We start from the raw sequence: 12123 nt of genomic DNA, 5'->3' as shown, positions 1-12123 counted from the left end.
ATTGTACTCCAACTTACGGGTGGAATATTTGCATCCCAGAACAATTAAACTTTATTATAAAATGAACAGCACTAAACAGACCTCGTATTTAGATTAAGATACGAGGTTTGTTTTTTTTCCAAAAACTAATTAACAATAATTAACCGTCATAAACATACCACCTACACCAGGTGCGCCATTATTTGTGACATGATGTGGCATATGGCAATGGAATGGCCAAATACCGGGATTGTTCGCTTGGAAATGAATATCCCAAGTTTCTCCGGAAGCTACTAGAATCGTATTTTTCCAAATTTGGCTATGTTCAGCAATCGGAAAGCCATCTGCGCCTACAACTTGAAACTGGTGACCGTGTAAATGCATGGGATGGTGATGCATTTGAATATTGCCAAATCGAACGCGAACAGAATCGCCGTATTCTACAAGTAATGGCTTCGTAAAGGGATAGCACTTTCCATTAATCGTAAAAAAATTAAATTCTGGTTTTACAAAATTTAAGTTATATTTCCCTTTTGTTTAATTACCCCAAGGAAGCTCGTCAACAGCCCATTCTTGCAGTAAACAAAGATAGTCTCGATGTTTAGGAATGTTTTGCAAGTTTGGATCTTCAACAATGAAGCCACCTAATAGTCCTGCATTATCTTGGACAGCAACGTTGACATGAGAATGATACATATACGTTCTAGGGGGATTTTGAATAGTAAAATGATAATCAAAATAATGCCCTGGTTCAATAAATGGGGAAGGTTCGATTGGCGGAACCCCATCCATATTATTCGGTACAATTAAACCATGCCAATGAACGCTCGTTTTTTCAGGTAAACGATTAATAACGCGAATACATACATGATCTCCAGGGAAAACACGAATCGTTGGACCGGGTGTAGAACCGTTATAACCCCATGCTTTAACAAAAATGCCATCTACAAGCTCCCACGTTATTTCTTCAGCAATCAAAGTGAAAAATTTTGTTCCATTCGCTTGCATAACATACGGTAAATCTTCAATCCCCGGTGTTACTACCATATAAATCCTCCCTTTGTAAGATGATGATTCATGCAACACATTGATGAACATATTTTCATATTTGATTTGCAACGACATGCAGATTATAAATTGTATGTAGGATGGGGGCTTTTATGCTCGAATGATGGAAGGTCCACAGGTATGCTTTCGATGATTGCAGCGAAAAAATTGTATACGTTTACCATCTTTAAAGGAAGAAAAATATTTTGGTAGGAACAATTCTATTTTCTCTAAAAGTAATATTATGGGAGTTGAAAAATTAATAAAATAATATACATATTATGCGTGATTTAACTAACCGAAAAGAATGAAATAAGTTATTATTTTGTTAGTAACGAAGAATGAGGTGGAAAAAGTGAATAGAGTCTCATATTTTATTGTCAATGCTTTTACTACAGAACTTTACAAGGGTAATCCCGCGGCAGTATGTTTACTGGATTCTACAATCCCTGATTTGACCATGCAGAAAATTGCCCAGGAGATCCCCGTACCAACAACAGCTTTTGTCCAAAAGAAGGATAATGACTTTTATCTTAGGTGGTTTACTCCAGTAAAGGAAATACCGATTTGTGGACACGGAACTATTGCAAGTGCTTTTCTTCTCTGGCAACAAGGGATTGTCCCTATTGATAATTCTATTATATTCCATACATTAAGCGGACCTTTGCAAGCAAGTTGGTTTAATGAACTGGTTGAAATAACAATTAAAAAGTACGAGTTAGAAGAGATTGAATGCCCTTTAGAGCTTGAAAAATGGCTTGGTATGAAACCAAAATATGTAGGGAAAACCGATTTGGATTATATAGTGGAACTAAGTCACGAAGAATACATTGCAGAGTTTGAACCTGATTTCTTTGCAATGAAACAGTTTCCTGTACGTGGTGTTTGTATAACGAGCATGTCTAAGGATGAGGGGATTGATATTGTCTCTAGGTTTTTTTCTCCAGCACAGGGCATAGATGAAGATCATGTAAATGGTTCTACTCATGGTGCATTAGGACCTTACTGGTGTGAAAAATTATCAAAGGAAAGTATCGTTAGTAAACAACTTTCAAAACGTGGTGGGTTATTATACGTTACACCGAATGAAAAAGATGTTGCCATTGCAGGATCAGCTGTTCGGGTATTATGGGGTGAAATTTTAATATAAATCTCACAAATTGAGCTGAAAAACTGATAGTATTACCTGTTCTTTTGTTCCATATCTATTTCTCTTTATGCAGGTTTATCTATTATTGAAGAACTTTCACCTAAACAGGCTAAAGAGGCATTAGAACAACAATTAATACATTTAGTAAATTTAATTGGAAATGGAATGAAAATAAAAAAACAGCATCTTCCTGAAGGTTTATCACCAATTGTTAGTTTAGTTTCAAAAAATATGATTGAAATCGTTCAGGGACAAATACAATTTATTAAAGATGTAATGGCATTATCAAAATAATAACGTTCACTCGACTATAGAACATAATTATTTATATACAAATAACAAAGGGGGCATGAAATATGAAATTCGACCATCTAGTACTAAATGTTGATAAAAACTATCAAAACGAAGGGCAATTTACGCAAAATATTAGGGATGTAGGTTTACCCTATAGCCCTAAAAAAGGTAAGGGTACAAAAGGGTTTAAAGCTACTAATATTTGGATTGGCAAAGAGTATTTTGAGATGATTTCTATAAAAAATCAAGATGGCGGGGGATGGAAAAAAGAATGGGTTGATGCCTACAATAATGGTGAAAGAGGATTAATTTGTTTAATGCTAGATGTAAAAGATTTGAATCAATTGGTGCAAAAAGTAACATCTGAAAAAATTCCAATTTCACAGCCTGAAAGTATAAAAATTGAATTCTTCTTCAAATTAATTTCAAAAACAATGCCTTGGACCAATAGTTATTTAGATTTTTTTCAAAATGTACCGATGCAAATTGGCTTTCAACAAATGAATAATGAAAAAACGAGAACGAAATTAGAGAAGTATATGGTTCCAAATTCAAGGGGAAATAATATAACTGGTATAAAACAGGTTCAAATTGCTGGTCAGTTCACAAAAGTAGATTTTGAAATGTTAAAGCGGATTTTTGATGATACCTTAGAGGGAGACGAACGATTAACAATTCATTTAGAACATGATCAAGTGCTAATATTGGAAGAAGCAGCAGAGTTTAATGTACAAGTTGTGTTAAATAGCAAACAATCGAATTTGCTAAACAACGACTGTTGGATTGAAAATACACAGATTATTAATGAATAAATCAAAAATAAAAATAGTTTGAATAAAATTGGTTCCTAAATATACCATATAAACCAGCCCATAATCACCCAAATATTTCAGCCTTATTACTGATAGAAATTATCGCGCAAAAGCTTTATAATTATAAGGTAGTTTTAGACTATCAGGTATATCCTGCAAATATATGAATGATAGGTGGAAAATATGAATTATCAAGTATTATTGTATTATCATTACACAACGATTGTAGATCCAGCAGTATTTTCAGAGGTGCATTTACAAGCGTGTAAAGAAATTGGTTTAAAAGGTCGTATTTTAGTGGCGACAGAAGGTATTAATGGCACGGTATCAGGTACAAAAGAGCAAACAAAGGCTTATATGGACATGATGAATGCTGATCCATTATTCGACGGGATTGTTTTTAAAATCGACGAGGCAGAAGGTCATACATTCAAGAAAATGCATGTACGCCCACGCCCTGAATTAGTACATTTAGGGTTAGAAGCAGATGTTAATCCACATGAATTAACGGGTCGTTATTTAACACCTGAGCAATTTTTAGAAGAAATGCAAGATGACAATACAGTTGTTTTAGATGTGCGCAACACGTATGAATACGATGTCGGTCATTTCCGTGGTGCGATTCGACCAGATGTTGAAAATTTCCGCGATACACCAGAATGGGTACGAGAAAACAAAGAGCTTTTTGAAGGTAAAAATGTTTTAACGTATTGTACAGGTGGTATTCGTTGTGAAAAATTCTCAGGCTGGATGAAGCGTGAAGGATTCGGCGATGTCGGTCAATTACATGGCGGTGTTGCAACTTACGGGAAAGACCCAGTTGCAAAAGGGCAGCTTTGGGATGGTCAAATGTATGTATTTGATGAGCGTTTAACGGTGCCAATTAATCAGGTAGAGCATGTCGTAGTTGGACGTGATCACTATGATGGGGAGCCATGTGAGCGCTACGTTAATTGTGCGAACCCAGAGTGTAATAAGCAAATTATCGCCTCTGAGGAAAATGAAGCCAAGCATCTTGGTGGCTGTACACCCGAATGTACAACGCATGAGCGCAATCGTTATATCGTGCGCCATAATTTAACAGAAGAGCAAGTGCAACAAGCACTTCAATTACTAGAAGTATAAACCAAACAATCAAACGCATTCCTTTTTAAAAATCGGGGATGCGTTTTTTCGATTTATAAGGGGTTCGGAGCGTTTTTGTAGTATAATAAGTAGACGTGTCAATGGATGCAACAATCCAAACTGACTGATAGAATCATTTGCATTTACAACAAATGGTCATTTACAATTAGAGTTAAGGTAGTTCTGTAATCAAGAACGTCTACTTTCAAAAGGAGGAAATCAACATGACTGAAAACAATCAATCAGAAGCACCGAAAAAGAAATTGAGTTTACAGGAGCTAGTTAAGCAGCAGCTTGAAAATAAAAAAAATCAATCTGCATCAGCTAAAGGAAGCTCAAAAGGCGATACTTCAACGAAAAAAATGAAGAGCCAGCAAACGAAAAAAACGAGCAACACGCGCAGAAAAATGGGTGTTTAATCCCGCATAATTGAATTAAAAAAGCCTGAACGATTTGATTCGTTCGGGCAATTTTTTTGTGTGCCGAAAAAATAAATGATAAAAAGTGATTCCAATGAATGCGTCGTTCGTCTTTAAGGGAGAGGGGGGAGAATGGATGCGACGTGAGCTTTTTGATGCACACTATGAGGCAATTTATAAGTACATACGATATTTAACAAATGATGCAGATTTAGCGCATGATTTTTTGCAGGAAACCTTTTATCGCTATTATCAAAAAAAATATACCGAGCATGAGCGAACTTATTTACTAAAAATTGCTCGCAACATTGTATACGATCATTATCGCAGGAAAAAGATTTTATCGTTTTTCCAGCTGAAAGCAGAGCCTGAAGCGCAGGAGAAATTACCTGAAGAAGTCGTTATTCAAAATGACGAGCTTGAAAAATTATATGCCGCATTGCAGCGCATTAAATGGCATTACCGTGAAGTTGTGGTACTACGCTATATTGAGGAATATTCGGTGAAGGAAACCGCTGAAATATTAAATTGTAGTGAAGTGAAAGTGAAAAATAATACGGCGCGCGGCTTAAAGGCATTGCGAATATTGCTAGGAGGTGTAGACGATGAGTGAAGAAAAACGATTGCAGCAATTAAAGGAAATTCAAGTGGATACGGCGAAAAAAGAGCACGACTTTCAACAAATCGCAGCACGCACTAACCGAAAAAAGTTCCATTGGCAAGTGCCAGCAGCGGTTATTGGGGTTCTATGTATCATCGTCTTTCTCGTCGCCTCCATGCCAAAGCAACAAATGATTACGAGTGAAGCCGATGAAGAACCGCAGCTTGTAGCGATTTATGCGCTTTATGGTAAAGGGAATCCGAGTTCGAAATGGAAAATGGGTGTGGATGAATTTACTGGGCAGAATAACATAATGCGGATGGAAGAATATTTGAGTGAGCTAACTTTAGCAGAGGAATCACTTCCAAATTATGTAGCTATTCGAAATACGTACCGACTGAATTATCATGACGGTTCATCTCGAGTTTTTGTTGAATACGATAGTACATCTAGTTCTTATTTTTATGATAAAACGAATGATATTTTGTATTCGGTTGGGGAAGATGCCAAAACACCGGGTTTATGGTCTTCGGAAAAGAATCATGTCAAGGATATCGTATTTCCGATTTTTTTAGTAGGTTATATGGTTTCGAGTTGGTTTATTGGTCGAAAAATGCGTGACCCAAATGACGAAAAACGACGTATTCCAAGACATTCAACAGTAAAACAATCAATTGCAACGATTGTTTTAGTATTTGTCGCATGTTTAATAATATTTATTGTTCCGAACATCCATTTCTTTTATGTGGTATGTATGGCAAGTTTACTGGCAGTCATCAATATTATATTGGAAACATTACATGGCAATAATATTTGGAGGAAAATGGACTTTATCGTTAGCAGCGTATGGGTAATGGGTATCTTCTATTTTATTTTATTGTAGTAATTTGAGTAGAAAGGTGTACAGTTAGATTTTTTAGTTGTGCACCTTTTTTATAGGTAAACCCATGTCACATAGCGGTAACAATCCAAAATATACTAATGCCAAAAATGAGCGTGATCCCGGCGAAAATCCAGCCCATCAAGTATTTTTTTAATTTGAAATTATTTATACTCAACATCAAAAAGCAAATAGTCATGACAACTTGTAGCCAAATCGGTCGATCAAAGCTTCCCTTATTCAAAATGAAAGAATAAAGAACCGTAATAACGAGAAGAGTTAGTGCTGTTAAAGCGATTTTTCTTAATAGGGTAGATGCGTACAAATTTAAAACCTCCTAAAAGTAAATATGTATGGAAAGTGTTTATTTATTATATGGGAATTGTATGATTTCGTACTCCATTAGACAGCAAAATGAAAATGAAGTTACACCATTTAAAAGAAGTTATTTTGGACTATTCTGTACCAGCTACACAAACAATAAAGGTTTTTAGGGTAAGTATATAGAAATAGTAATATAACAATGTATAGAGGTGCTTAGATGAATTCAAAAAAAGAAACACCTGAAAAACAAAGGGAACGTTTAACTCAAGAAGAGCACAAAAAGAATCCAGCTGGCAATTTCAATGATCATCTTAACCGTACACAAGCGGGGATGCCCAATACTTCTGGCATGAGTGTTAAAGAAATTGGCGTATTAATTTTGATTTTTGTCGTCCTTTTTGTTGGATATAGTGTTTATAAAATGTTTTGAGAGTAGTCCCGAATAATGCGTTAGTTACCTTCACTTCAAATAGATAGTTTATTCAATGTGAGGAGGAATAAAATTGAGATTCACAAAATTTCTTTTAGTTTATTCAATAGGTTATCTTGCTGCTATTTTAATAACATATTTCCTTTTTGATTGGTATTCCTTAACATTTGTCGTAGGTTCTTTAATGGGGATTGGTTTATTTGCTGTTATATTAAAAGGTCTTTTAAGAAGAGGCAGCTAATCTTTCTTGTTAATTGCCTAAAATTTTTTGGTGAAATGGAGGAGTTTGCATGAAAACGATTGGCTTAATCGGTGGGATGAGTTGGGAATCTTCGGCGGAGTATTATCGCATTATTAATGAGGAAGTAAAACTTCGATTAGGTGGCTTACATTCGGCAAAATGCTTATTATATAGCGTTGATTTTGAAGAAGTTGAGCGCTTTCAAGCAAAAGGGGAATGGGATAAAGCGGGAGAGTTGTTAGGTGATGTCGCATTAGCATTAGAAAAGGGCGGGGCAGATTTCATTGTTATTTGTACAAACACGATGCATAAAGTAATCGCACATATTGAAAGGAAAATAACAATCCCTGTTTTACATATAGCCGATGCGACTGCAGATCAAATAAAAAAATCAACCATTCGAAAAGTCGGTTTATTAGGTACGAAATATACAATGGAGCAAGATTTTTATAAATCTCGTATTGAGTCGAGCGGAATCCGTGTGATTGTTCCGAATGAGGACGAACGAGTGATGGTGAATAAAGTGATTTATGACGAGTTATGTCTAGGAGATATTCAAGAAGCCTCTAGAGCGTATTATAAAAAGGTAATTCAAAATATGATAAATGAAGGAGCAGAAGGAATTATATTAGGTTGTACAGAAATTGGACTTTTAGTAAAACAAGAACATTCAGTCATTCCATTATTTGATACAACAGTTATTCATGCGATTGAAGCGGTGAATAAAGCGCTTGAAAAATAAGTGTAGAATACTTTTATTGTTAGTACAAATATTATTGGATTCATAATAATTTACAACGAGGAAAGCCTTGTTGATATTTGTAAGCGTACAATCATAAAATAGCTGTATCTTTTGATAAAGGAGAACGGTTTAATGACTGTTGCGTTAAACGTAAAAGGTAAGGATTCCATCATTATGGCAATTGATAGTAGGGCATCATGGAAGAATAGCCCGGTTCATAATGATCAATGTCAAAAAATATTCATCTTACCGAATAAAGTGGCAATCTCTTTTTCGGGTAGCTTAACGCGCGTTATTTTCAATAAGGAAACGAATGAAGTTATTTCTAGATATATGGATATTAACGATTTAGTTTACGGGTTAGAGCATTATCCTGATAGTGAAAAGATGACAATAAACGATACGATTGAATATATCATTAGAAAATTTTGTAGCTATTTCGCGGGATTTACGACGCAAATTCATCTAGGTGGGTCTGAAGGTGGGAAATTATTTTTAGTACTAATGGAATTTATTGATGGAAATCATATTAAAAATCATCCCATCCCAATTGATAAATACGGTTACATATATAATGGCAGTGATCAAGCACAAATTTTTAGCAGCATGATTAAAATTAGTGAACAGTATCCATCCATCAGTGAGTTCGAATTGGCTACGATAATTGGACAGAAAACTGACAAAGAGCTAATTGAATTTGCTTATGATGTGATTGAGGAAGTGATGAAGGAAAATTTGAAGAAAAGCAAGGAGCAGCAGACGGTTGGTGGTGAGATTGACATTGTACAGATTACCAAGGATGATACGGTTTGGGTGAGGAAAGATGGAGAATATATAAATTTTTGATGGATATTTTGTGCTAGATAGTGCTCTGAAAGATAGTGGGGATACTAAGAGAGTTAGTATTCCTTTTTTGTTTTGGAGGATGTTATTAGAACTAGGGAGAAAACAGGAGTTAGAAAACGCAAAAAATCCACGTCAAATGTATTGAAAGAAACGTGAAATCATGGTAAGTTTATATAGTTAAACAATATAAGGGTATTGACTATATATTATTCCTACGTTAATTATATAATATGATTTTTTAATAGTCAACCCCCATACTAACTTTTTTAGGAGTGATTGCGATGGATTTAAAATTTCAGCAGGAGCAAAAACGAGTGGATGATGTAATGGAGGTCATTACAGAGCAAATGAACCACTTAGAAAATGAAACGTCTCAGCGCCGCAATGAAGTCATTAACATTCGCAAACATTTCTGGGATGAAATTAAAGTGAACACTGATACGTTTGATGATTTTTTAGAAACCATTATTAGTTTAAGACAAGAAACGCAAGCACTGTCTATTAGTCAAAGTACGCATAAACATGCATCCAAACGATTGGCTACACTACATCGTATGCAGAAGGTTCCTTATTTTGGTCGTATTGATTTTATGGAACAAGGGCATTCAACGCAGGAGCAAGTGTACATTGGCATTTCTTCGCTGATGGACGAAAGTGGTGAGGACTTCCTTATTTACGACTGGCGCGCACCGATTTCGAGTGTTTACTATGATTACGAGCCGGGTGCTGCTCACTATATAACGCCGGGTGGAACCATCCAAGGGCAATTGGAGAAGAAATGGCAATATCTTGTTCGAGATGGCGTTTTGCACTCCATGTTCGATACGAGTCTTACGATTGGCGATGAAATTTTACAACAAGTGTTGGGCAAAGGTACGGATAAACATATGAACAGTATCGTTGCGACCATTCAGCAAGAGCAAAATCGTATTATTCGTCATGATCACGGGAGATTACTCGTTGTACATGGTGCAGCGGGGAGTGGTAAAACGTCGGCAGCTTTGCAGAGAATTGCTTATTTACTATACAAATATCGCGCCACTTTAACGGCGGATCAAATTATTTTATTTTCACCAAATGCGATGTTTAACAGCTATGTATCCAATGTGCTACCAGAACTTGGTGAGGAAAATATGCAGCAAGTGACGTTTCAAGAATACTTGGATCACCGCCTGAGTAACGAGCTTCAAGTCGAAAATCCATACGATCAATTGGAATTTGTGTTAACGGGTACAAATAGACCAACATATCAGACGAGAGTTGCAGGTATTCAGTTCAAAGCATCTACAGTGTTTTTTGAGGTAATTAAAGCATATAGAGAGTCACTAGAAGTGTCAGGAATGCTATTCAAGGATATTATTTTCAGAGGTCAGACGATTATTACTACAAAACAAATCGCGCATCAATTTTATAGCAGTGACACGACAATCCACTTCCAAAACAGACTTGAAAATTTGAAGGATTGGCTCTTGAACATTATAAAAGAAGTCGGGAAAATCGAACGGATGAAGCCGTGGGTGCAAGAGGAAATCGAGTTACTGAGCAATGAAGAATACCATAAGGCAACGATTTACTTAGCGAAAAAGCGCGGTTTTGAAGGTGAAAATTTAGCTGATTATGAAATGGAACCGGAAGCGCTTGAAAGGTTGATCGTGACGCGAAAATTAAAGTCGTTACGCAAACGAATTCGCACGTTTGATTTCGTTGATATACTTGGAATTTATAAGCAATTATTTTCTAATCCGTTACAAATTAATGAGTGGATTGAAGGGGAAACACCTGCTGAGTGGGAGGAGATTTGCCAAATAACGCGAGAAACACTTAATGAGGGCAAATTATTTTATGAGGATGCGACACCATTTTTACTTATGAAAGAGTTAATTCAAGGTTTTCAAACGAATCGCTCTATTAAGCATATTCTCATCGACGAAGCGCAGGATTATTCGCCATTCCAATTTGAATTTATCAAGCGTTTATTCCCAGCGGCAAGAATGACGGTACTTGGGGATTTCAATCAGGCAATCTTCGCACATGCAAGTGAAATGGTGGATTTCCATGTTCTAAGTAGCTTGTACGGACAAGATGAAACAGAAGTAATCAACATGACGCGTAGCTATCGTTCGACAAAACCGATTATTGATTTTACACGAAAACTCGTGGCAAATGGTGAAAAAATTATTCCATTCGAACGGGATGGGGCATTGCCTGTGCTGACACAAGTAAGAGATCATGCACAGTTGCACCGCGAAATTACATCCAAAGTGGCGGCTTTACAGGCAGCTGGTTATGTGAGTATTGCAATTATTTGTAAATCTGCGGAGGAAAGTAAGTATGCCTATGAAGCGTTATCTAGCATTGATGGGATGAAGTTGTTAAAGAATGGCTCCCTGGAATATGAACAAGGTGTTGTCGTCATCCCGACTTATTTGGCGAAAGGGATTGAATTCGAAGCCGTAATCATTTATGATGCATCGGAAAAAGTATTTGGTGAGGAGAGCTTGCGTAGAATTTTTTACACGGCTTGCACGAGAGCGATGCATGAATTGCAGCTATACAGTGTAGGGGAACCAAGCCCATTTTTGCAAAATGCTTTGCAGGGAAATTATATTCAATAATAAATCAAAAGGTAAGCGAAAATACTCTTTTCGCTTACCTTTTACTTTGAGAATTTCACCACAAGCTAGAAAGTTTAATCCTCTAAATCTTCCTCATATTCTAAAACGTCACCTGTTATAGCGTCAATTTTAAATTCGTATTCCGTTTTTCCATTGCGGATTTCAACTTCATAGTGCACGACATTGTCATCTTCATCAAGTTCGACTTTTACAACTTGTCCTTTTGTTTTTGATGTGGCAATTTCAACTGCTTTTTCTGATGAAAGATAATTTTTTTGTGTAGTGATTGCATTGTTTTGTTGTGTAGATATTTCGTTTTTCTTTTGAATTGTCTTACGTTCAGTAATTTTACTTTCCCCGGTTGCGGCATTAATTTTGATTTCAACTTTTTCATTGCCATCTACAATATCGACTTCATAATGCGGTGTACGGTCGTCTCCATCATATTCAAAGCTGACAATGTTTCCTTTTACTTCTTTTAAAGCAATTTCCTTCGCCTTGGATGCAGTGATGGTCGGGTTTTCCTCTGCGTTTACGAATAAATCGGTTTGTGCTAAAGCTGCACCACCACCGATCGCTATTAATAATGCTGGAATAACTAATAATTTTTTGTTCATA

Annotated in this window: 15 protein-coding genes and 1 pseudogene; 12 read left to right on the top strand and 4 right to left on the bottom strand. The window is 36.1% G+C overall.

What is annotated here, in order from left to right:
• Positions 1-129: 129 nt before the first annotated feature.
• Positions 130-474, bottom strand: a pseudogene (locus tag ACQKIH_RS15240) (multicopper oxidase domain-containing protein); the annotation flags it as partial.
• Positions 475-516: 42 nt separating this feature from the next.
• Entirely contained in the window at positions 517-1026 is a 510-nt protein-coding gene (locus ACQKIH_RS15235) for a multicopper oxidase domain-containing protein (RefSeq protein WP_427767522.1), read from the bottom strand.
• Positions 1027-1372: 346 nt separating this feature from the next.
• Here ACQKIH_RS15235 and ACQKIH_RS15230 point away from each other — a divergent pair, with 346 nt between their 5' ends.
• From ACQKIH_RS15230 to ACQKIH_RS15200, 7 genes are all read left to right on the top strand, one after another.
• Positions 1373-2176, top strand: coding sequence for a PhzF family phenazine biosynthesis protein (locus ACQKIH_RS15230; protein ID WP_427767520.1), 804 nt, complete (start codon positions 1373-1375; stop codon positions 2174-2176).
• Between the two features lie 165 nt (positions 2177-2341).
• Entirely contained in the window at positions 2342-2470 is a 129-nt protein-coding gene (locus ACQKIH_RS15225; RefSeq protein ID WP_427767517.1) for a hypothetical protein, read from the top strand.
• Positions 2471-2532: 62 nt separating this feature from the next.
• On the top strand, positions 2533-3282 hold the full coding sequence (locus ACQKIH_RS15220; protein WP_427767515.1) for a VOC family protein: 750 nt from the start codon (positions 2533-2535) through the stop codon (positions 3280-3282).
• Positions 3283-3465: 183 nt separating this feature from the next.
• Positions 3466-4407: an oxygen-dependent tRNA uridine(34) hydroxylase TrhO gene (gene trhO / locus ACQKIH_RS15215; RefSeq protein WP_427767513.1), complete on the top strand. Its 942-nt coding sequence runs from the start codon at positions 3466-3468 to the stop codon at positions 4405-4407.
• Between the two features lie 224 nt (positions 4408-4631).
• Positions 4632-4826 carry a hypothetical protein gene (locus ACQKIH_RS15210; RefSeq protein ID WP_057983856.1) on the top strand — a complete coding sequence of 65 codons (195 nt, stop codon included), beginning with the start codon at positions 4632-4634 and terminating at the stop codon, positions 4824-4826.
• A gap of 136 nt (positions 4827-4962) precedes the next feature.
• Positions 4963-5439 carry an RNA polymerase sigma factor gene (locus tag ACQKIH_RS15205; RefSeq protein WP_427767511.1) on the top strand — a complete coding sequence of 159 codons (477 nt, stop codon included), beginning with the start codon at positions 4963-4965 and terminating at the stop codon, positions 5437-5439.
• Positions 5432-6310: a hypothetical protein gene (locus tag ACQKIH_RS15200; RefSeq protein WP_427767509.1), complete on the top strand. Its 879-nt coding sequence runs from the start codon at positions 5432-5434 to the stop codon at positions 6308-6310. Before ACQKIH_RS15205 ends, ACQKIH_RS15200 begins: the two co-directional genes overlap by 8 nt.
• Before the next feature lie 67 nt (positions 6311-6377).
• Here the strand turns inward: ACQKIH_RS15200 and ACQKIH_RS15195 are convergent, their stop codons facing one another.
• Positions 6378-6632, bottom strand: coding sequence for a hypothetical protein (locus ACQKIH_RS15195; protein ID WP_427767506.1), 255 nt, complete (start codon positions 6630-6632; stop codon positions 6378-6380).
• Positions 6633-6848: 216 nt separating this feature from the next.
• On the opposite strand from ACQKIH_RS15195, the gene ACQKIH_RS15190 reads away from it, so the two are divergent.
• The 5 genes from ACQKIH_RS15190 to helD all read left to right on the top strand — a co-directional run bounded on the left by ACQKIH_RS15190 (position 6849) and on the right by helD (position 11505).
• Positions 6849-7061 carry a DUF6366 family protein gene (locus tag ACQKIH_RS15190; RefSeq protein ID WP_427767503.1) on the top strand — a complete coding sequence of 71 codons (213 nt, stop codon included), beginning with the start codon at positions 6849-6851 and terminating at the stop codon, positions 7059-7061.
• Positions 7062-7134: 73 nt separating this feature from the next.
• The gene (locus ACQKIH_RS15185) at positions 7135-7302 is read left to right on the top strand and encodes a hypothetical protein (protein WP_427767500.1); all 168 of its coding nucleotides are present in this window, start codon (positions 7135-7137) and stop codon (positions 7300-7302) included.
• A gap of 49 nt (positions 7303-7351) precedes the next feature.
• On the top strand, positions 7352-8044 hold the full coding sequence (locus ACQKIH_RS15180; protein ID WP_427767497.1) for an aspartate/glutamate racemase family protein: 693 nt from the start codon (positions 7352-7354) through the stop codon (positions 8042-8044).
• A 132-nt stretch (positions 8045-8176) separates the two neighbouring features.
• On the top strand, positions 8177-8890 hold the full coding sequence (locus ACQKIH_RS15175) for an Ntn hydrolase family protein (RefSeq protein ID WP_427767495.1): 714 nt from the start codon (positions 8177-8179) through the stop codon (positions 8888-8890).
• A 281-nt stretch (positions 8891-9171) separates the two neighbouring features.
• Positions 9172-11505 carry an RNA polymerase recycling motor HelD gene (gene helD, locus ACQKIH_RS15170; protein ID WP_427767492.1) on the top strand — a complete coding sequence of 778 codons (2334 nt, stop codon included), beginning with the start codon at positions 9172-9174 and terminating at the stop codon, positions 11503-11505.
• A gap of 74 nt (positions 11506-11579) precedes the next feature.
• On the opposite strand, the gene ACQKIH_RS15165 is transcribed toward helD, so the two are convergent.
• Entirely contained in the window at positions 11580-12122 is a 543-nt protein-coding gene (locus tag ACQKIH_RS15165) for a PepSY domain-containing protein (RefSeq protein WP_427767489.1), read from the bottom strand.
• Position 12123 lies beyond the last annotated feature (1 nt).

This window comes from Solibacillus cecembensis (genome assembly GCF_050272495.1).
Lineage (GTDB): Bacteria > Bacillota > Bacilli > Bacillales_A > Planococcaceae > Solibacillus > Solibacillus cecembensis.
Note: the sequence above shows the minus strand (reverse complement) of the source record. Positions and strands in the feature narration are given on the sequence as shown.

Coding starts and splice junctions, on each gene's coding strand:
- ACQKIH_RS15235 (WP_427767522.1), bottom strand. CDS start 1,026: ATGGTAGTAACACCGGGGATTGAAGATTTACCGTATGTTATGCAAGCG.
- ACQKIH_RS15225 (WP_427767517.1), top strand. CDS start 2,342: ATGAAAATAAAAAAACAGCATCTTCCTGAAGGTTTATCACCAATTGTT.
- ACQKIH_RS15220 (WP_427767515.1), top strand. CDS start 2,533: ATGAAATTCGACCATCTAGTACTAAATGTTGATAAAAACTATCAAAAC.
- trhO (WP_427767513.1), top strand. CDS start 3,466: ATGAATTATCAAGTATTATTGTATTATCATTACACAACGATTGTAGAT.
- ACQKIH_RS15210 (WP_057983856.1), top strand. CDS start 4,632: ATGACTGAAAACAATCAATCAGAAGCACCGAAAAAGAAATTGAGTTTA.
- ACQKIH_RS15205 (WP_427767511.1), top strand. CDS start 4,963: ATGCGACGTGAGCTTTTTGATGCACACTATGAGGCAATTTATAAGTAC.
- ACQKIH_RS15200 (WP_427767509.1), top strand. CDS start 5,432: ATGAGTGAAGAAAAACGATTGCAGCAATTAAAGGAAATTCAAGTGGAT.
- ACQKIH_RS15190 (WP_427767503.1), top strand. CDS start 6,849: ATGAATTCAAAAAAAGAAACACCTGAAAAACAAAGGGAACGTTTAACT.
- ACQKIH_RS15180 (WP_427767497.1), top strand. CDS start 7,352: ATGAAAACGATTGGCTTAATCGGTGGGATGAGTTGGGAATCTTCGGCG.
- ACQKIH_RS15175 (WP_427767495.1), top strand. CDS start 8,177: ATGACTGTTGCGTTAAACGTAAAAGGTAAGGATTCCATCATTATGGCA.
- helD (WP_427767492.1), top strand. CDS start 9,172: ATGGATTTAAAATTTCAGCAGGAGCAAAAACGAGTGGATGATGTAATG.
- ACQKIH_RS15165 (WP_427767489.1), bottom strand. CDS start 12,122: ATGAACAAAAAATTATTAGTTATTCCAGCATTATTAATAGCGATCGGT.